General features: G+C 72.4%; 14 protein-coding genes. 7 read left to right on the top strand and 7 right to left on the bottom strand.

Translation table 11 applies throughout. The annotated features are described in order from the left end of the window. Positions 1-57: 57 nt before the first annotated feature. The 3 genes from ACIRQH_RS29915 to ACIRQH_RS29905 all read right to left on the bottom strand — a co-directional run bounded on the left by ACIRQH_RS29915 (position 58) and on the right by ACIRQH_RS29905 (position 7,198). On the bottom strand, positions 58-1,518 hold the full coding sequence (locus ACIRQH_RS29915) for a glutamate synthase subunit beta (RefSeq protein WP_388875230.1): 1,461 nt from the start codon (positions 1,516-1,518) through the stop codon (positions 58-60). Beyond that, complete coding sequence (gene gltB, locus ACIRQH_RS29910) at positions 1,511-6,046, bottom strand: glutamate synthase large subunit (RefSeq protein WP_404227754.1); 4,536 nt, start codon at positions 6,044-6,046, stop codon at positions 1,511-1,513. The genes ACIRQH_RS29915 and gltB overlap by 8 nt, the downstream gene beginning before the upstream one ends. 420 nt (positions 6,047-6,466) lie before the next feature. After that, the gene (locus ACIRQH_RS29905) at positions 6,467-7,198 is read right to left on the bottom strand and encodes a VIT1/CCC1 transporter family protein (RefSeq protein WP_388875233.1); all 732 of its coding nucleotides are present in this window, start codon (positions 7,196-7,198) and stop codon (positions 6,467-6,469) included. A 272-nt stretch (positions 7,199-7,470) separates the two neighbouring features. Here ACIRQH_RS29905 and ACIRQH_RS29900 point away from each other — a divergent pair, with 272 nt between their 5' ends. The 7 genes from ACIRQH_RS29900 (at position 7,471) to ACIRQH_RS29870 (ending at position 15,548) form a co-directional block, all read left to right on the top strand. After that, the gene (locus tag ACIRQH_RS29900) at positions 7,471-8,664 is read left to right on the top strand and encodes an ADP-ribosylglycohydrolase family protein (protein ID WP_358816991.1); all 1,194 of its coding nucleotides are present in this window, start codon (positions 7,471-7,473) and stop codon (positions 8,662-8,664) included. Between the two features lie 62 nt (positions 8,665-8,726). After that, positions 8,727-10,091 (top strand): ADP-ribosylglycohydrolase family protein, encoded by a 1,365-nt coding sequence (locus tag ACIRQH_RS29895; RefSeq protein WP_388875367.1) that lies wholly within the window; start codon positions 8,727-8,729, stop codon positions 10,089-10,091. Positions 10,092-10,098: 7 nt separating this feature from the next. Continuing rightward, positions 10,099-11,268, top strand: a complete 1,170-nt coding sequence (locus ACIRQH_RS29890) for an ADP-ribosylglycohydrolase family protein (RefSeq protein ID WP_388875236.1) — start codon at positions 10,099-10,101, stop codon at positions 11,266-11,268. Next, complete coding sequence (locus tag ACIRQH_RS29885) at positions 11,256-12,620, top strand: ADP-ribosylglycohydrolase family protein (protein ID WP_388875239.1); 1,365 nt, start codon at positions 11,256-11,258, stop codon at positions 12,618-12,620. The genes ACIRQH_RS29890 and ACIRQH_RS29885 overlap by 13 nt, the downstream gene beginning before the upstream one ends. Continuing rightward, positions 12,617-13,513 (top strand): ribokinase, encoded by an 897-nt coding sequence (rbsK, locus tag ACIRQH_RS29880; RefSeq protein ID WP_358816988.1) that lies wholly within the window; start codon positions 12,617-12,619, stop codon positions 13,511-13,513. The genes ACIRQH_RS29885 and rbsK overlap by 4 nt, the downstream gene beginning before the upstream one ends. Further along, positions 13,510-14,712 (top strand): CoA transferase, encoded by a 1,203-nt coding sequence (locus ACIRQH_RS29875; protein ID WP_358816987.1) that lies wholly within the window; start codon positions 13,510-13,512, stop codon positions 14,710-14,712. Before rbsK ends, ACIRQH_RS29875 begins: the two co-directional genes overlap by 4 nt. Beyond that, entirely contained in the window at positions 14,709-15,548 is an 840-nt protein-coding gene (locus ACIRQH_RS29870; protein WP_388929787.1) for an HpcH/HpaI aldolase/citrate lyase family protein, read from the top strand. The genes ACIRQH_RS29875 and ACIRQH_RS29870 overlap by 4 nt, the downstream gene beginning before the upstream one ends. A 61-nt stretch (positions 15,549-15,609) precedes the next feature. Here the strand turns inward: ACIRQH_RS29870 and lgt are convergent, their stop codons facing one another. From lgt to trpB, 4 genes are all read right to left on the bottom strand, one after another. Beyond that, positions 15,610-16,704: a prolipoprotein diacylglyceryl transferase gene (gene lgt / locus ACIRQH_RS29865; RefSeq protein WP_388875248.1), complete on the bottom strand. Its 1,095-nt coding sequence runs from the start codon at positions 16,702-16,704 to the stop codon at positions 15,610-15,612. 143 nt (positions 16,705-16,847) lie between these two features. Next, on the bottom strand, positions 16,848-17,624 hold the full coding sequence (locus tag ACIRQH_RS29860; protein WP_358816984.1) for a thioredoxin domain-containing protein: 777 nt from the start codon (positions 17,622-17,624) through the stop codon (positions 16,848-16,850). Positions 17,625-17,727: 103 nt separating this feature from the next. Then, the gene (gene trpA / locus ACIRQH_RS29855) at positions 17,728-18,543 is read right to left on the bottom strand and encodes a tryptophan synthase subunit alpha (protein ID WP_388875252.1); all 816 of its coding nucleotides are present in this window, start codon (positions 18,541-18,543) and stop codon (positions 17,728-17,730) included. After that, a complete protein-coding gene (trpB, locus tag ACIRQH_RS29850) occupies positions 18,540-19,832 on the bottom strand; it encodes a tryptophan synthase subunit beta (protein WP_358816982.1) in 1,293 nt (430 codons plus the stop codon). The genes trpA and trpB overlap by 4 nt, the downstream gene beginning before the upstream one ends. Between the last annotated feature and the right edge of the window lie 32 nt (positions 19,833-19,864).

Below are 19,864 nucleotides of genomic sequence, written 5' to 3'. Positions count from 1 at the left end.
TACGGGACGTTCTTGAGTGACCGTCAGGTCACGCGATCGGGGTCACCGATCCACGGGTCAGACCATCAGCGAGCGGTCCGTCGGGCGGATCGGGGCGGGCAGGTCGCTCGCTCCGGTGAGGAAACGGTCGACACCGCGGGCGGCCGAGCGGCCCTCCGCGATGGCCCAGACGATGAGGGACTGGCCGCGGCCGGCGTCACCGGCGACGAACACGCCGGGCACGTTGGTCGCGAAGTCGGTGTCGCGGGCGATGTTGCCGCGCTCGTCGAGCTCCAGACCGAACTGGGCGACCACGCCGTTCTCCACGTCGGTGCCGGTGAAGCCCATCGCCAGCGTCACGAGCTGCGCGGGGATCCTGCGCTCCGTGCCGGGCTTCTGGGTCAGCTTGCCGCCGACGAACTCGATCTCGACGAGGTGCAGCCACTGGACGTTGCCGTCCTCGTCGCCCTCGAAGTGGGTGGTGTTGACGGAGTAGACCCGCTCACCGCCCTCCTCGTGCGCGGAGGTGACCTTGTAGAGCATCGGGAACGTGGGCCAGGGCTGGCCCGGGTTCCGCTCCTCGCCCGGCTGCGGCATGATCTCCAGCTGGGTTACCGAGGCAGCGCCCTGACGGTGGGCGGTGCCCACGCAGTCCGCGCCCGTGTCGCCGCCGCCGATGACCACGACGTGCTTGCCCTCGGCGGTGATCGGGGGCGCCACAAAGTCGCCCTCCTGCACCTTGTTGGACAGCGGGAGGTACTCCATGGCCTGGTGGATGCCGTTCAACTCCCGCCCGGGGGCGGGGAGATCACGGGCGGTGGTCGCACCGGCGGCGATGACCACGGCGTCGTACCGCTTGCGCAGGTCCGTCGCCTTGAGGTCGCGGCCGATCTCGATGCCCGTGCGGAAGCGGGTGCCCTCCGCGCGCATCTGCTCGATGCGGCGGTTGATGTGCCGCTTCTCCATCTTGAACTCGGGGATGCCGTAGCGCAGCAGGCCGCCGATGCGGTCGGCGCGCTCGTACACGGCGACGGTGTGGCCGGCGCGGGTGAGCTGCTGGGCGGCGGCGAGACCGGCCGGTCCCGACCCGATGACCGCGACCGTCTTGCCGGAGAGGCGCTCCGGGGCCTGGGCCGCGACACTGCCGCTGTCCCACGCCTTGTCGATGATCGAGACCTCGACGTTCTTGATGGTCACGGCGGGCTGGTTGATGCCGAGCACGCACGCCGACTCGCACGGGGCCGGGCACAGCCGGCCCGTGAACTCCGGGAAGTTGTTCGTGGCGTGCAGTCGCTCGGACGCGGCCTGCCAGTCCTCGCGGTAGGCGTAGTCGTTCCACTCGGGGATCAGGTTCCCGAGCGGACAGCCGTTGTGGCAGAACGGGATGCCGCAGTCCATGCAGCGCGAGGCCTGCTGGGAGATGATCGGGAGCAGCGAGCCCGGAACGTAGACCTCGTTCCAGTCCTTGACGCGCTCCTCGACCGGGCGGGACGTGGCGACCTCACGGCCGTGGTTCAGAAAGCCCTTGGGATCAGCCATTGGTCGCCGCCTCCATCATCTTCTCGGTGATCGCGGACTCGTCGAGTCCGGCTCGCTCGGCGGCGTCCTTGGCGGCGAGCACTGCCTTGTACGTGCTGGGGATGATCTTGCTGAAGCGTTCCACGGCCACGGGCCACTCGGCGAGCAGCTTCTCGGCGACCGTCGAGCCGGTCTCCTCGGCGTGGCGGCGCACGACGTCGTGCAGCCACTCCTTGTCGGTGTCGTCGGGTTCCTCGACGGCGTCCACGCTGGCGATGTTGACGTTGTCGCGGTCGAGGTCGATGACGTACGCGACGCCGCCGGACATGCCGGCCGCGAAGTTGCGGCCCGTCTCGCCGAGGACGACCGCGTGGCCGCCGGTCATGTATTCGCAGCCGTGGTCGCCCACGCCCTCGGAGACCACCGTCGCGCCGGAGTTGCGGACGCAGAAGCGCTCACCGGTGCGACCGCGCAGGAAGAGCTCGCCGCCCGTCGCGCCGTACGCGATGGTGTTGCCCGCGATGGTCGAGTACTCGGCGAGGTGGTCGGCGCCCCGGTCGGGGCGGACGATAACCCGGCCGCCGGAGAGGCCCTTGCCGACGTAGTCGTTGGCGTCGCCCTCCAGGCGGAGCGTGACACCGCGCGGCAGGAAGGCGCCGAACGACTGGCCCGCGCTGCCGGTGAAGGTGATGTCGATGGTGTCCTCGGGCAGGCCCGCACCGCCGAACTTCTTCGTCACCTCGTGGCCGAGCATGGTGCCGACCGTGCGGTTGATGTTGCGGATCGCGACCTGGGCGCGGACCGGCTGGGCGTCGGTCGCGGAGTCCGCGGCGAGCGCGTCGGCGGCCAGCTTGATCAGCTCGTTGTCGAGCGCCTTCTCCAGACCGTGGTCCTGCTCGATGACCTGGTGCAGCGAGGCGCCCTCGGGCAGTTCGGGCACGTAGAAGAGCGGGGACAGGTCCAGTCCCTGCGCCTTCCAGTGGGTGATGGCGCGCTCCACGTCGAGGTTCTCGGCGTGGCCGACGGCCTCTTCGATGGTGCGGAAGCCCAGCTCGGCGAGGATCTCGCGGACCTCTTCGGCGATGAACTTGAAGAAGTTGACGATGTACTCGGCCTTGCCGGCGAACCGCTCGCGCAGCACCGGGTTCTGGGTGGCGATGCCGACGGGGCAGGTGTCCAGGTGGCAGACGCGCATCATGACGCAGCCGGAGACGACGAGCGGCGCGGTCGCGAAACCGAACTCCTCGGCGCCGAGCAGCGCGGCGATGACGACGTCGCGGCCGGTCTTGAGCTGGCCGTCGGTCTGCACGACGATGCGGTCGCGCAGGCCGTTGAGCAGCAGGGTCTGCTGGGTCTCGGCGAGGCCGAGCTCCCAGGGGCCGCCCGCGTGCTTGAGGGAGGTGAGCGGCGAGGCGCCCGTTCCGCCGTCGTGGCCGGAGATGAGGACGACGTCCGCGTGGGCCTTGGAGACACCGGCGGCGACCGTGCCGACGCCGACCTCGGAGACCAGCTTCACGTGGATGCGGGCCTGCGGGTTGGCGTTCTTGAGGTCGTGGATCAGCTGAGCCAGGTCCTCGATGGAGTAGATGTCGTGGTGCGGCGGCGGGGAGATCAGACCGACACCCGGGGTGGAGTGACGGGTCTTGGCGACCCACGGGTAGACCTTGTGGCCGGGCAGCTGGCCGCCCTCGCCGGGCTTGGCGCCCTGGGCCATCTTGATCTGGATGTCGTCGGCGTTGACGAGGTACTCGCTGGTCACGCCGAAGCGGCCGGACGCCACCTGCTTGATGCTGGAGCGGCGCGCCGGGTCGTACAGCCGGTCCGCGTCCTCGCCGCCCTCACCGGTGTTGGACTTGCCGCCGAGCTGGTTCATGGCGATGGCGAGGGTCTCGTGCGCCTCCTTGGAGATGGAGCCGTACGACATGGCGCCGGTGGAGAAGCGCTTGACGATCTCGGAGATCGGCTCGACCTCGTCGAGGGAGATCGAGGGCCGGTCCGAGGAGAAACCGAACAGGCCGCGCAGCGTCATCAGGCGCTCGGACTGCTCGTTCACGCGGTCCGTGTACTTCTTGAAGATCTCGTAGCTGCCGGACCGCGTCGAGTGCTGGAGGCGGAAGACCGTCTCCGGGTCGAACAGGTGCGGCTCGCCCTCGCGGCGCCACTGGTACTCGCCGCCTATGTCCAGGGCGCGGTGCGCGGGCGCGATGCCGGAGGCCGGGTAGGCCTTGGCGTGCCGGGCGGCGACCTCCTTGGCGATGACGTCGAGACCGGCGCCGCCGATCTTGGTGGTCGTGCCGTTGAAGTACTTCTCGACGAAGGCCCGCTCCAGGCCGACGGCCTCGAAGACCTGGGCGCCGCGGTAGGAGGCGACGGTCGAGATGCCCATCTTGGACATGACCTTCAAGACGCCCTTGCCGAGCGCGTAGATCAGGTTCCGGATGGCCTGTTCGGCCTCGATGCCCTGCAGGAAGGTGCCGGCGCGGACGAGGTCCTCGACGGACTCCATCGCGAGGTACGGGTTGACGGCCGCGGCGCCGAAGCCGATGAGCAGGGCGACGTGGTGGACCTCGCGGACGTCGCCGGCCTCGACCAGCAGACCCACCTGGGTGCGCTGCTTGGTGCGGATGAGGTGGTGGTGGACGGCCGCGGTGAGCAGCAGCGAGGGGATCGGCGCGTGCTCGGCGTCGGAGTGGCGGTCCGACAGGACGATGAGCCGGGCGCCGTTCTCTATGGCGGCGTCGACCTCGACGCAGATGTCCTCGATACGGGCGGCGAGCGAGTCGCCGCCGCCGGAGACCCGGTAGAGGCCGGAGAGGGTCGCGGCCTTCATGCCCGGCATGTCGCCGTCGGCGTTGATGTGGATGAGCTTGGCCAGCTCGTCGTTGTCGATCACCGGGAAGGGCAGGGTGACGCTACGACAGGAGGAGGCCGTCGGTTCGAGGATGTTGCCCTGCGGGCCGAGCGAGGAACGCAGGGAGGTGACCAGCTCTTCGCGGATCGCGTCCAGCGGCGGGTTGGTGACCTGCGCGAACAGCTGGGTGAAGTAGTCGAAGAGGAGACGCGGGCGCTGCGAGAGCGCGGCGATCGGCGAGTCGGTGCCCATCGAGCCGATCGGCTCGGCGGCGGCCTTGGCCATCGGCGCGAGGATGATCCGCAGCTCCTCCTCCGTGTAGCCGAAGGTCTGCTGGCGGCGGGTGACCGAGGCGTGGGTGTGCACGATGTGCTCGCGCTCGGGCAGGTCGGAGAGCTCGATCTCGCCGGCCTCCAGCCACTCCGCGTAGGGCAGGTCGTCGGCGAGGCCGGCCTTGATCTCGTCGTCCTCGATGATGCGGTGCTCGGCGGTGTCCACGAGGAACATGCGGCCCGGCTGGAGGCGGCCCTTGCGGACGACTTTGGCGGGGTCGATGTCGAGGACGCCGACCTCGGAGCCGAGGACGACGAGGCCGTCGTCGGTGACCCAGTAGCGGCCGGGGCGCAGGCCGTTGCGGTCGAGGACCGCGCCGACCTGGGTGCCGTCGGTGAAGGTGACGCAGGCCGGGCCGTCCCAGGGCTCCATCATCGTGGCGTGGAACTGGTAGAACGCGCGGCGGGCCGAGTCCATGGAGTCGTGGTTCTCCCACGCCTCCGGGATCATCATGAGCACGGAGTGCGGGAGCGAGCGGCCGCCGAGGTGCAGGAGTTCGAGCACCTCGTCGAAGGAGGCCGAGTCGGAGGCGTCCGGCGTGCAGACGGGGAAGATCCGCTCCAGGCCCTTGTCGCCGAACAGGTCCGAGGCGAGCTGGGACTCGCGGGCCACCATCCAGTTGCGGTTGCCCTTGACCGTGTTGATCTCGCCGTTGTGCGCGACGAAGCGGTACGGGTGGGCGAGCGGCCAGCTCGGGAAGGTGTTGGTGGAGAAGCGGGAGTGCACGAGCGCGATCGCGGAGGCGAAGCGGCGGTCGGACAGGTCCGGGAAGAAGGGCTCGAGCTGGCCGGTGGTCAGCATGCCCTTGTAGACGATGGTCCGCGCGGACAGCGACGGGAAGTAGACACCGGCCTCGCGCTCGGCGCGCTTGCGCAGCACGAACGCGGTGCGGTCGAGGGCGATGCCCTCGCTCGCGTTGTCGCTCACGAAGATCTGGCGGAAGGCGGGCATCGTCGAGCGGGCGGTGGCGCCGAGGAGTCCGGGGGCGACCGGGACCTCGCGCCAGCCGAGCACGGTGAGGCCCTCTTCGGCGGCGATCGTCTCGATCTGTGAGACGGCCTCGTCCGTGCCGTCCTCGGGCAGGAAGGCGATGCCTACCGCGTACGCGCCGGCTGCGGGAAGTTCGAAATCGGCCACCTCGCGGAAGAAGGCGTCCGGGACCTGGGACAGAATGCCCGCGCCGTCGCCCGAGTCGGGCTCGGAACCGGTGGCACCGCGGTGTTCCAGGTTGCGCAGAACGGTGAGCGCCTGCTCGACCAGCGCGTGGCTCGCCTCACCGGTGAGGGTGGCCACGAAGCCGACGCCACAGGCGTCGTGCTCGTTGCGGGGGTCGTACATACCCTGTGCAGCAGGGCGAGCATCCATGAAGGACCATTTCTGGCCGTTCACGGAGTGCTGGGACGGCTGGCGCGGCGTACGCATCGGCTCTCCCGTCGTCGTCGTGGCATATGACTGATGCCGAGGGACGACGTTGGCCCTCTGCTGGGTGCAAAATTTCGTGCAGGTTACATGATGGAGCGGTTCTCGGGAACCGGATACTTCGTTCCAGCATGCGGACACCACGGGGTCGCGGCGGGGCACCGCGCTCGGCGGTGGAAGGTAAGGGGCCTCAACGGACAGATCGGTGGCCGTCGGGCCGGATCGCGGCAGGCTTCGTGACCCGTCGCGGGGGTGCTGCGCAGGCGTCATTGCCTGCGGTGCTTACGGCTCATGCCCGGTGGTTAAGGAATCGAAACCGCCGGGTAACAACTACTTATGCAGTCCCGTGCATAAGCGCTCGTCGCGTCATCCTACGGCCGTACCGAACACGCTGCCCAGGGCGTACGTCACACCTGCCGCGGCACCACCGAGAGCGAGCTGCCGCAGTCCGCTGAACCACCAGCTTCGCGCGGTCACCTTGGCCACGACGGCGCCGCACCCGAAGAGGCCGAACATCGCGAGCAGCAGCGCGGGCCACAGGGCGGTCGCGCCGAGCAGGAACGGCAGGACGGGCAGCAGGGCACCGAGGGCGAACGATCCGAAGCTGGACACGGCGGCGACGGTCGGGGAGGGCAGGTCGCCCGGGTCTATGCCGAGCTCCTCGCGCGCGTGGATCTCCAGCGCCTGCTCGGGGTCGCGGGAGAGCTGCCGGGCGACCTCGCGGGCCAGCTCGGGCTCGACTCCACGGCCCTCGTACAGCGCGGCCAGCTCGCGCTCCTCGTCCATGGGGTGCTTGCGCAGCTCCCGGCGCTCCACCGCGAGCTCCGCCTCGACGAGCTCGCGCTGCGAGGCGACCGAGGTGTACTCACCGGCGGCCATCGAGAAGGCGCCGGCGGCGAGGCCCGCGAGTCCGGTGATGACGATCGTCTGATGCGCGACGTTCCCGCCGGCCACACCGGTCATCAGCGCGAGGTTCGAGACGAGGCCGTCCATCGCGCCGAACACGGCCGGGCGCAGCCATCCGCCGTTGACGTCGCGGTGGGTGTGGTTGTCGCGGTGCGCCTCGTGCAGCGTCGCCTCGGTCTCGATGAGCGCCATGGCGGTCCCCCTGAATGCTTGATTGGACGTCTTCCACTTTTTGACAACCCTAAAAGTACGCCGAGAAATTCCGTCCCGCCAGCAAGGAAAGGCTGCGCTAACCTGCGGCTTTACCTCTTTCCGCTCATCCGTGGCATGACATGCACAGATGTCGACCGGGTGACAGTGGTGCTCGCGAGGCTCCTGTCAACCGCCAAGGTGGGACAGATCCGCAAAGGGTTCCGCGCCCGCACTCCGCGCACCTGCAGGGGCCCTGAGAGGAGAGGCACGTTATGGCTTCCATCGCCTGCATTCCCTCGGCCCCGGTTCCCGGGAACGCCGCCGGTCTTCGTGACCGGGGGCGCGGCGCACTGCTCGGACTCGCCGTCGGGGACGCGCTGGGCGCGCCCGCCGAGAACATGAAGCCGTCGGAGATCCGCGCGAGGTGGGGCCGGATCACCGGGTACGTCGCCGAGCATCCGGCCGGTACGGACGACACCGAGTACGCGATCTTCTCGGGACTGCTGCTGGCCCGGCACGGGTCGGCGCTCACCGTGGCGCACGTCGAGTCCGCCTGGCACCAGTGGATCGCGGACCTCGACGAGGGGCCGTTCCGCGGGGCCGGATTCAGCGAGCGCGGCACGCTGGAGAACCTCCGGCGGGGGCTCGCGGCGCCCATCTCCGCCCAGCACCGGCACGCCTGGAGCGACGGTCTGGCCATGCGCGCGGCACCCTTCGGGGTCTTCGCGGCCGGACGGCCCGCCGAGGCCGCCCGGCTCGTGGCGATCGACGGCTCGGTGAGCCACGACGGCGAGGGCATCTACGGCGGCCAGGCCGTCGCCGCGGGTGTCGCCGCCGCGATGGCGGGCGCCCCGACGATCGCGGTCGTCGCCTCCGCCCTGGCCGTCATCCCGGACGACTCCTGGACGGCCCGCTCGCTGCGCCGCGCGGTCGCGGTGGCCCACCGCGGCGAACGGGCGGTGCGCTCCGCGGTGGTGATCGGCGGCTACCCGTGGACCGACCTCGCCCCCGAGGCGGTGGCCCTCGCCTTCGGGGCGTACGCGGCGGCGGACGGGGAGTTCACGGAGTCGGTGCTCACCGCGGTGAACATGGGCCGCGACGCCGACACGACCGCCGCGGTCGCCGGGGCGTTGGCGGGCGCGACCCAGGGGGCGTCGGCGATCCCGGCGGCCTGGGCGTCCGCCATCGGGCCGGCCCGCGGCAGTTGCCTCCCCTCGATGGAGGGCCACCACATCCTGGACGTGGCCGAACTCCTGACCCCGGAGTCCGAGGAGAAGTGGCGAGCGGCTCCAGGCCTGTGGGCAGCGGGCATCGGCGCGACCTCGGCCGATCCGGCCGCCGACCCTCACGTGGCCCGACCACCCGGCGTCCCCGCGCCCCCCGCCTCCCCCGGTCCCCCTCCTCTCGGGGCCGGGGGGAGCACGCACACCCCTGAGGTGTCCGTCGACGGCGAGGGCCGGTCGTGAGGCCCGGGCCGGCCGGGGACGCGTCCGGTGCGGGGGCCGCGCCCGCGGGGGCCGCCGAGCTGATGCCGCCACCGGTCGCGGCGGGCACGGAGGCGGCGATGCTCATCACGGCGAACCCGCCGGCGCCGGCCCTGGTGGCCGGCTCCGAGCCGGGGACGGTGGGGTTCACCGCGGAGACGACGGCCCCCGGGCGGGCTCCCGTGATGCCGGGGAGCGCCGGCGAGGCCCGGACCCGGGTGACCGGCGGCGCCGTGTCGCCGGCCGGGACGGAGACGGCCGGTGCGCCGCCCCGGCGGATCGAGGGGCTGCTGCTCGGGCTGGCCGCCGGGGACGCCGCCGGCTGGCCCGCCGCCCGGCACCGGGCCGCGCGGATGCCCGAGTGGACGCGGCGGCTGACCCGCGAACTGGACACGTTCGCGGAGCAGAACGCCACGACGACCCTGCCCGTGCCGATCGCCCTGAACCAGCCCCCGGAGCCCCTGCGACTCGGCCCCTCGGACGACGCGGAGTGGGCGGCGTTCGCGGCGGAGGCCGTGCTGCGGGCCGGCGAGACCGCCGCCCTCGGCGACATCAGCCTCGAACGCCGGATGCGCGCGTCCATCGACCTGTCCTGGAACGCCGTGGCCAGTGAGGTCGCCGCCGCCGCGGACCGCGCCCCCGAGGTCGAGTCCGCCCTGCTCCCGCTGCGCGCCCGCATCTCGGTACGGGCCGGACTCGGCAACCTCGCCACCGGGCTGCGCCCGCCCGCCACCGGTCACGACAACCCGCACTATTTCGACGACGCCGCCTGCGTACGGGCCTGCGTGCTCGCCGTCGCGCACCCGGGAGACCCCCGACTCGCGGCGGAACTCGCCGAGTTCGACGCCCGCTACACCCAGGACGGCGACGGGGTGCACGGCGCCCGCGCGATGGCGGCCGCCGTGTCCCTCGCGCTCGCCGGGCATCCCGTCGAGGCCTGCGTGGACGCCGCCCTCGCCGAACTGCCGGCCGGCACGGAGATCGGCCGCAACGCCCGGCACGCCCTCACCCTGGCCCGGGGCAGCGACAGCGCCTTCGCGCTGGTCCCGCTGCTGGAACACCAGATCGTCGACCACGTCTACAGCTACGGCATCGCGGCGGCCGAGACCGTCCCCGTCGCGCTGGCCCTGGCGATCGCCTCAGGTGGCCGGATCGCCGAGGCGGTACCCGCCGCCGCCTGCCTGTCCCGGGTCGCCGACTCGGCCCCGGCCCTCGCCGGGGCGCTCTGCGGGGCGCTCGGCGGGGGCGCCGCCCTCCCCGCCTCCTGGCGCGACGCCTGCCGCACCCTCTCCGGCTGCGCGCTCCCCCGGCTGACCGGCACGGATCTCATCGGGCTCGCCGAACTCCTCGAAGCGGCAGGACGCGCCGACCCGCTCGATTCCCCGGAACTGGCCACCCCAGAGGGATGATTCGGGCATGACGCCCAAAGGAGAAGGAACCGGAACCCTCGACGAACGGATCACCGGAGCCCTCGTCGGAGCCGCCGTCGGCGACGCGCTCGGCGGCCCCGTCGAGGGCTACTCCCCCGACCGGATCGCCGAGCGCCACGGCGGCCGCGTGCACGGTGTCGTGGGCCCCTGGAACGGCGACGACTGGCCCACCGCCCGCCCCATCGCCCCGTACCACAAGGGCGACGGACACGTCACCGACGACACCTTGATGACCCACGCGCTGGTACGGGTCTACGCCGCCGTCCGCGACCACCTCGACGCCTACTCCGTGGCCACGCACCTGGTCCCGGACCTGATGACGACCCCGCGCTGGATCCCGGAGCTGGAGGCCGAGGCGCTCCCCCTCCAGCGGATCTTCCTCGCCGAGAAGTGGCTGGTGGCCCGGCTGCACTACGGCCACGTGGACCCCCGCGAGGCGGGCTCGGGGAACATCGTCAACTGCGGTGCCGCGATGTACATGGCCCCGGTCGGCCTGGTCAACGCGGCCAACCCGGCGGGCGCGTACGCGGAGGCGCTGGACGTCGCAGGCGCCCACCAGTCCTCGTACGGACGCGAGGCGGCCGGGGTGTTCGCGGCGGCGGTCGCGGCGGCCTGCGCACCCGGCGCGACCCCGGACTCGGTCGTCGCCGCGTGTCTGTCGCTGGCCAAGGACGGCACCCGCGACGCCGTCGAGGCGGTGTGCGAAGTCGCCTCCCGGTACACGGACTTCGAGTCGGCGCTCGTCCCGCTGCGCCGGGCGGTGGCCCCCTACGACACGGTCGGCCCCGACTACCGGTCCCCCTCGCTCGGCGCGCGGCGGCCCTCCCGGCTCCACTCCATCGAGGAACTCCCCGTCGCGCTCGGCATGTTGATCGTCTCCGGCGGAGACTTCCGGCACGCGGTGCTCGGCTCGGTCAACTACGGCCGCGACTGCGACTCCATCGCCACCATGGCCGGGGCCGTCGCCGGAGCGCTGGGTTCCGCGGTTCCGCACGACTGGGCGAAGACGGTCGCGGAGTCCAGCCGTCTCGACCTGGACGCCCCGGCGCGCACGCTCATCGAGGTGACGCGGGAGATCTTCGACCGTGACGTCGAACGCCGCCGGGCCCACGAGACGGCGTACGCGGCGCTGACGGGAACACCGTGCTCCGGCTGACCTGGGTACAGCCCGAGGACCTCCTCGGCCACGAACTCCACCAGGCGGCCCAGGACGGCCGCGACGCCGCCCCCGTCGCCGCCCGCTGGCGCGCCGCGGGCGGCGGGGAGGCCCCGCTGCGCGCGGGCGCCTCGGCGGTCCCGGCGCCGCCCCCGCTGCGCCGGCTGGCCCTGGACCTGCTCGACGAACTCGACACGCTGCCGGCCCCGTCGGCCGACGACGAGCCGACGGAACTGGCCCTCATCAGGGCCCGCTGCCCGCGGTGGCCGGCCCCGCCGTCCACCCCCGCGCCGCCTCCCGGCCCGGCCCGGCTGGAGGCCGCCTGGCTGGGCCGGGCCGTGGGCTGCCTGCTCGGCAAACCCGTGGAGAAGCTCCCCCTCCACGGCATCCGTGAGCTCGCCCGCGCCGCGGGCAACTGGCCCCTCGAATCCTGGTTCACCGAGCGGGGCGTCCCGCGGGGGCTCCTGGACGCGCACCCCTGGAACCGGCGCTCCGCCCCCACCTCCCTCGCCGAGAACATCGACGGCATGCCGGAGGACGACGACCTCAACTACCCGCTGCTGAACGTCCTCCTGCTCCAGCGCTGCGGCAGAGGCTTCAGCACGGCGGACGTGGCGCGGCTCTGGCTGGACGAACTCCCCGCCGGCCGGACCTTCACCGCCGAACGCGTCGCCTACGGCAATCTGCTGGCCGGCGTCGAACCCCCGGACACCGCCCGCAGACGCAACCCGTTCCGCGAGTGGATCGGTGCCCTGATCCGCGCCGACGTGCACGGCTGGACCAACCCCGGCGACCCGGCCGGAGCCGCCGAACAGGCCCACCGCGACGCCGTCCTCACCCACACGGCCAACGGCGTCTACGCGGCGATGTTCACGGCCGCCGTCATCGCCGAGGCCGCGACCGGGGCGAGCGACATCCACACCTGCCTGCGCACCGGGCTGACGGTCGTGCCGCCCGGCTCCCGGCTGGCCCGCGCGGTCCGGCACGCCGTCCGACTCGCCCGTACGACGGCGGACTTCGACACCGTCGTCGACGAACTGCACGCCACGCACCGCGCTTACCACTGGGTCCACGCCGTGCCCAACACCGCGCTGATCGCCGCCGCCCTCACCCACGCGGACGGCGACTTCGGCGCGTCGGTGTGCCGCGCGGTGTCCGGCGGCCTGGACACCGACTCGAACGGCGCGACGGCCGGAAGCGTCGCGGGCCTGCTCGCGGGCGACCCCGCCGCCCTGCCCGACCGATGGACGAGTCCCCTCAAGAACCGGCTCGCCACCTCCGTCGCCGACTTCGACGGCGTCGGCTTCGACGCCCTCGCCCACCTCACACAACGGGAGACCGTTCGCCCATGACCCATATCGCCGTGCTCGGCAGCACGAACATGGACCTCGTCGCGTATGTCGCCAAAGCCCCCCAGCGCGGAGAGACGGTGACGGGCAGGGAGTTCCGCACGATCCCCGGCGGCAAGGGCGCGAACCAGGCGGTGGCGGCCGCCCACGCCGGCGCCGACGTCTCGCTGGTCGGCGCGGTGGGCGCCGACTCCTTCGGCACCCAACTCCGCTCCACCCTGGAGCACTTCGGCGTCAACACCGACCATCTGCGCACCATCGAGGGCCCGTCCGGGACCGCCCACATCGTGGTGGACGACGAGGGCGCCAACGCCATCGTCGTCATCCCCGCCGCCAACGGCACCGTCACCGCCCTCGCCCCCGGCGACGAGGGGCTCATCGCCGGCGCCGACGCGCTCCTACTCCAGCTGGAGATCCCGCTGGAGGCCGTCGTCGCCGGCGCGGAGGCCGCCCGCAGGCACGGCGTCCGGACCATCCTCACCCCCGCCCCCGCCCAGTTCCTTCCGCCCCAACTCCTCGCCTCCATCGACCTGTTGGTGCCCAACCAGCACGAGGCCGCCGCCCTCACCGGGTTCACCGACCCGGCCGGAGCCGCCGCCGCCCTCCTCGAACAGGTCCAGGAGGTCGTCGTCACGCTGGGCGCGGCCGGCTGCCTCTACGCGGCCCGGGGCGCCGAACCCCTCACCGTGCCCGCCCCGGAGGTGACCGCCGTGGACTCCACCGGTGCCGGCGACACCTTCGTCGGCACCCTCGCGGTGGCGCTCGCCGAGGGCCGGGAGATGCCGGAGGCGCTCTCCTGGGCGTCGTCGGCCGCCGCCCTGTCGGTGCAGCGGCACGGCGCGACGACCTCGATGCCGTACCGCTCGCAGATCGACGCCGTCCGGTCCGGCTCATGAGCGGCCGACCCGAGGGCGGCTCCCTCAGCGGCCTGCGCGTCCTCGACCTCGCGACGCTGTTCGCGGGCCCGCTCGCCGCCACCCTGCTCGGCGACTTCGGCGCGGAGGTCGTCAAGGTCGAGCACCCGAGGCAGCCGGACCCGTCCCGGGGCCACGGCCCGTCGAAGGACGGCATCGGTCTGTGGTGGAAGCTCCTCGGCCGCAACAAGCGCACGATCACGCTCGACCTGTCCAAGCCCGGCGGCCGGGCCACCCTGCTCCGGCTCGCCGCGGAGGCCGACGTGATCGTCGAGAACTTCCGCCCGGGCACGCTGGAGAAGTGGGACCTGGGCTGGGAGGAACTGTCCGCGGCGAACCCCCGGCTGATCCTCGCCCGGGTCACCGCCTTCGGCCAGTTCGGCCCCTACGCGCGCCGTCCCGGCTTCGGCACGCTCGCGGAGGCGATGAGCGGCTTCGCGGCCATCACCGGCGAACCGGACGCGCCGCCGACCCTGCCCCCCTTCGGCCTGGCCGACTCGATCGCCGGGCTGGCGACCGCGTACGCCGTGCTGACCGCGTTGAACGCGCGTGACCGCACCGGCGAGGGCCAGGTCATCGACATGGCGATCATCGAGCCGATCCTGACCGTCCTCGGCCCGCAGCCCATCTGGTACGACCAGCTCGGTCATGTGCAGGCCCGCACCGGCAACCGCTCGGCGAACAACGCGCCCCGCAACACCTATCGCACGGCGGACGGTTCCTGGGTCGCCGTCTCCACGTCGGCGCAGTCGGTCGCCGAGCGGGTGATGCGGCTCGTCGGCCGCCCGGACGTGATCGACGAGCCGTGGTTCGCGACCGGCGCGGAGCGGGCCCGGCACGCGGACGTCCTCGACGGGGCGGTCGGCGCGTGGATCGCCCGCCACAGCCGGGACGAGGTCCTCGCGGAGTTCGAGAAGGCGGAGGCGGCGGTGGCCCCCGTGCAGGACGTCCGGGACGTCATGACCGACCCGCAGTACCAGGCCCTGGACTCCGTCACCACCGTCGACGACCCCGAACTGGGCCCGTTGCGCATGCAGAACGTCATCTTCCGGCTCTCGGCCACGCCCGGCGCGATCCACTGGGCGGGCCGCCCGCACGGCGCGGACACCGACGCCGTGCTCACCGAACTCGGCCTGACCGGGACCGAGATCGAGGCGCTGAGAGCGGAGGGGGCGCTGTGACGGCGGAGCTGCTGCCCCTCACCTACCTGTACGCGCCCGGTGACCGCCCCGAGGTGGTGGCCAAGGCCCTCGCCTCCGGTGCGGACGTCGTGCTCGTCGACCTGGAGGACGCGGTCGCCCCGGACCGCAAGGGGTATGCCCGCGCCGCCACCGCCGAGTTCCTCACGGAGCGGCCGCCCGTCCCGGTGCACGTGCGGGTCAACGCCCTCGACGGCCCGTTCGCCGACACCGATCTGAAGACCCTCTCGCCGCTGCCCGGCCTGTCCGGTCTGCGCCTGCCGAAGGTGACCTCGCGCTTCGACGTCGTCCGGGTGGCGGAGAGCGCGACCCCCGCGGAGGGCGGCACGATCCCGCTGTACGCCCTGCTGGAGACGGCCCTCGGTGTGGAGCAGGCCTTCGACATCGCCTCGTCGCACAAGGCGCTGCGCGGCATCGCGATCGGCGAGGCGGACCTGCGCGCCGACCTCGGCATCCGGGACGGGGCGGGCCTGGACTGGTCCCGCGCCAGGGTGATCGTGGCCGCCCGCGCGGCGGGCCTGCCGCCGCCGGTCCAGACGGTCTATCCCGACATCCGCGACGTGGAGGGCCTGGCCGCGTCCTGCGCCCACGGGCGCGCGCTCGGCTTCCTCGGCCGCGCGGCCATCCACCCCCGCCAGCTCCCCATCATCGAGCGGGCCTACCTCCCCACTCCCGCCGAGGTCGACGCCGCCGAGGCGGTCATCGCGGCGGCCGCCGCCGAACCGGGCGCCCAGGCCCTGCCGGACGGCCGCTTCATCGACGCGGCGGTGGTCACGGGGGCCCGCCGCACCCTCGCCCTGGCCCGCCGCGCGGTCTGAGCAACGCGAAGGGGGCGCCGCGTCCTGGAACGCGGCGCCCCCTTCGGCGTACGGGCGGAACTCAGCTCTTCTTGGCCGACCCTGCCTCGTCCCGGGACGAGGCCGTCGACGCGGACGGGGCGTCGGACGCCTCGTCGGGCTCCGTCGCGGATTCCCTCCGGGCGGAGGACCCGTCGGCGTCGGCGGGCTCCCCGGAGGTGGCGGAGTCCTCTGCGGCGGGCTTGTCGAGGTCGACCGATTCGGCGTCGGACGCGTCCTTGCCCCCGGTGTCCGTCCCGGACTCGTCCTCCGCCGCGGCGGAAGCCGTCGCCTCGTCACCGTCGGAGGGGGCGTCCGAACCGGCACCCGGCTCCACGACCGCCTCGCGGCCCGGACGCATCCGGGACGAGAGCACGATGTACAGCACCGCCAGGAGGAAGACGCCGATCGCGGTCCAGTCGTTGAGACGCAGGCCCAGGATGTGGTGGGCGTCGTCGACGCGCATGTACTCGATCCAGAACCGGCCCACGCAGTACGCCGCGACGTACAGCGCGAAGGCGCGTCCGTGGCCCAGCGTGAAGCGGCGGTCGGCCCAGATGACCAGCAGACCGACGCCGATGCACCACAGCGACTCGTACAGGAACGTCGGGTGGTAGTAGCCGGGGACGCGGCCGTCCGTGGAGGACGTGATGTGCAGCGCCCACGGGAGGTCCGTCGCCCGGCCGTACAGCTCCTGGTTGAACCAGTTGCCCCAGCGTCCGGCCGCCTGCGCGAAGGCGATACCGGGTGCGACGGCGTCGGCCCACGCGGGCAGCGGGATGCCCCGGCGGCGGCAGCCGATCCACGCGCCGACGGCCCCGAGCGCGATGGCGCCCCAGATGCCGAGGCCGCCCTCCCAGATCTTGAAGGCGTCCACCCAGTCACGGCCGGCGCTGAAGTACAGCTCGTAGTCCGTGATCACGTGGTAGAGCCGGCCGCCGACGAGGCCGAAGGGCACGGCCCAGACCGCGATGTCCGCCACCGTGCCGGTCCGCCCGCCCCGGGCGATCCAGCGCCGGTTGCCGAGCCAGACGGCGAGGAAGACGCCGATGATGATGCAGAACGCGTAGCCGCGCAGCGGAATGGGGCCGAGGTGCAGCACACCGCGCGACGGGCTGGGAATGAAGGCAAGTTCCATGGCAAGGTCGACGCTACCGTGCCGGACGCCACCCACGGCGGGCAGCCCTGCAACGGGTCCATAACGTGCTGTGACCCACGGGCCACAGCGGCCGGTGCCCCGGCCTGTCGGACAGGCCGGGGCACCGGGGCCCCAGGGGCGGCTCAGCCCTTGTTCTCGGCCTCGACCATCTGCTTCAGCTTGGCGGGCGTCATCGACTGGTCCGCGTAGATGTTCTTTCCGCCGAGGAGCACGGTCGGCGTGCCGTTGAATCCGCTGCTCTGGAACGCGGCGTTCGACTTCGTGACCCAGCTGTCGTGCGTGCCGTCGTTGACGCACTTCTGGAACGCGGGGGTGTCCAGCCCGTCGACCTTGCCCGCGAGCTCGATGAGCTTGGCGTTGTCGGCGAAGGTGTCCTCGGTCTCCTTGGGCTGGTTCTCGTAGAGCACGTCGTGGTACGCGCTGAACTTTCCGGCGTCCTGGGCGCAGGCCGCGGCGTTCGCCGCCTTGCGGGAGCCGCTGCCTCCCATGTTCCCGTCGATCAGCGTGACGAGGTGGTACTCCACCTTGAGCCGGCCGGAGTCGACCAGTTCGTGGATGGTCGGGCGGTACGTCGTCTCGAAGGCCTGGCAGGCCGGGCAGCGGAAGTCCTCCCAGACCGTGAGGGTCGACTTGGCGCCGTCCTTGCCGACGGGGATGGCGAGACTGTCCTTGCCGGTGGCCCCCGAGGGCGTCACGACCGGGCCCGCGGCGTCGCTCTTCTTGTCCTTGCCCGAGTTGGCGGCGACCACGCCGATCACGGCCGCCAGACCCAGCACACAGACCACCGAGGCCCCCACGATCAGCGCGCGCCGGCGCTTCTCCGCGGTCTTCTGCTTCTCTCGCTCCGCCGCCATCCGCTCGCGGGCGCTGCGCTTTCCGTCACGGTTCTTCTCGCTCACATCCGGCAGAACGAACCGGGGAGGCGCAGCGCGCCTCCCCGGTCCAAGGTCCACCCGTTCGAGTGAGCGTATTGTCCGTTACGTGCGGACACGCCCTCCGGCGTTACGCCGTTCCGCGTACGCCCTTCGCCAGGTCGCCCGCGAGCGCCCGGACGCCTTCGAGACCGGCCGCCTCGTCCGGCGCGTCCAGCATCAGCTTCACGAACGCGGAGCCGACGATCACGCCGTCGGCGAAGCCGGCCACCTCGGCGGCCTGGGTGGCGTTCGAGACGCCGAGGCCGACGCAGACGGGCAGGTCGGTGGTCGCCTTGGTGCGTGCGACCAGTTCCTGTGCCTGGGCACCGACCGACGCGCGCGTTCCGGTGACGCCCATCAAGGAGGCCGCGTAGACGAAGCCGCTGCCCGCGGCGGTGATCTCCGCGAGCCGGGCGTCCCTGCTGCTGGGCGCGACGACGAAGACGGTCGCGAGACCGTGCTTGTCGGCGTGCTCCCTCCACAGGGCCGACTCCTGCACGGGCAGGTCGGGCAGGATGCAGCCCGCGCCGCCCGCCTCCGCGAGCTCGGCGGTGAAACGCTCGACGCCGTAGCGGTCGATGGGGTTCCAGTACGTCATCACGAGGACCGGCTTGCCGGTGGCCTCGAACGACTCCCGGACCGTCCGCATCACGTCCGCGATCTTGAGGCCGCCCCGCAGGGCGATGTCGTCGGCGGTCTGGATGACGGGCCCGTCGAGGACGGGGTCGCTGTGCGGCAGCCCGACCTCGACGATGTCGGCGCCGCCCTCGAAGACGGCCTTGACGGCGGAGATCCCGCCGTCGACGGTCGGGAACCCGGCCGGCAGGTAGGCGATGAGGGCGGACCTGCCCTCGGCCTTCGCCGCGGCGAGGGTGTCGCTCAACAGCTGGATGTTGCCGCTCACTTGGCGTCCCCCTCGATCTCGGCGTGCTCGCCCTCGGCGTCCGCGGGGACGACGGCGTCGGCCCCGGTCTCGTACAGGCCGAAGTAGCGGGCGGCGGTGTCCATGTCCTTGTCGCCGCGCCCGGACAGGTTGACGACGATCAGCCCGTCCTTGCCCAGCTCCTTGCCGACCTCCAGGGCGCCGGCGAGGGCGTGGGCGCTCTCGATGGCCGGGATGATGCCCTCGGTGCGGGAGAGCAGCAGCAGTGCCTGCATCGCCGCGTCGTCGGTGACCGCGCGGTACTCGCCACGGCCGCTGTCCTTGAGGTAGGCGTGCTCGGGGCCGATGCCGGGGTAGTCGAGTCCGGCCGAGATCGAGTAGGGCTCGGTGATCTGGCCCTCCTCGTCCTGAAGGACGTACGACCGCGATCCGTGCAGGATGCCCGGCTCGCCCGCGGTCAGCGTCGCCGCGTGCTCGCCGGTCTCGACGCCGTGCCCGGCGGGTTCGCAGCCGATCAGGCGGACGTCGCCGTCGGGGATGAAGGCGTGGAAGAGGCCGATGGCGTTGGAGCCGCCGCCGACACAGGCGATGGCGGCGTCGGGCAGCCGCCCTGCGCGCTCCAGGATCTGCCGGCGGGCCTCGACGCCGATGACGCGGTGGAAGTCGCGGACCATGGCGGGGAAGGGGTGCGGGCCCGCCACCGTGCCGAAGAGGTAGTGGGTGCGGTCGACGTTGGCGACCCAGTCGCGGAACGCCTCGTTGATGGCGTCCTTGAGGGTGCGCGAGCCGGACTTCACGGCGATGACCTCGGCGCCGAGCATCCGCATACGGGCCACGTTCAGTGCCTGGCGCTGGGTGTCGATCTCGCCCATGTAGATGGTGCATTCGAGGCCGAACAGCGCGCAGGCGGTGGCCGTGGCGACGCCGTGCTGGCCGGCGCCGGTCTCCGCGATGACGCGGGTCTTGCCCATGCGCTTCGTGAGCAGGGCCTGGCCGAGCACATTGTTGATCTTGTGCGAGCCGGTGTGGTTGAGGTCCTCGCGCTTGAGGAAGACGCGTGCGCCGCCCGCGTGTTCGGCGAAGCGCGGCACCTCCGTGAGGGAGCTGGGGCGTCCGGTGTAGTGGACGAGCAGGTCGTCGAGCTCGCGGGCGAACTCTGGGTCGGCCTTCGCCTTGTCGTACTCGACGGCGACCTCGTCCACGGCGGCGACCAGCGCCTCCGGGATGAACTTTCCGCCGAACGCGCCGAAGTAGCCCTCGGCGGTGGGGACTTGACCCTCGGGGTCGGGAATGAAGAACTCGCTGGGCATGCGGTTACCTCGCAGGGGCGACAGCCCCGGTC

Source organism: Streptomyces sp. NPDC102279 (assembly GCF_044766365.1).
Classification (GTDB): Bacteria; Actinomycetota; Actinomycetes; order Streptomycetales; family Streptomycetaceae; genus Streptomyces.
This window is presented reverse-complemented; position numbering and strand designations above follow the sequence as displayed.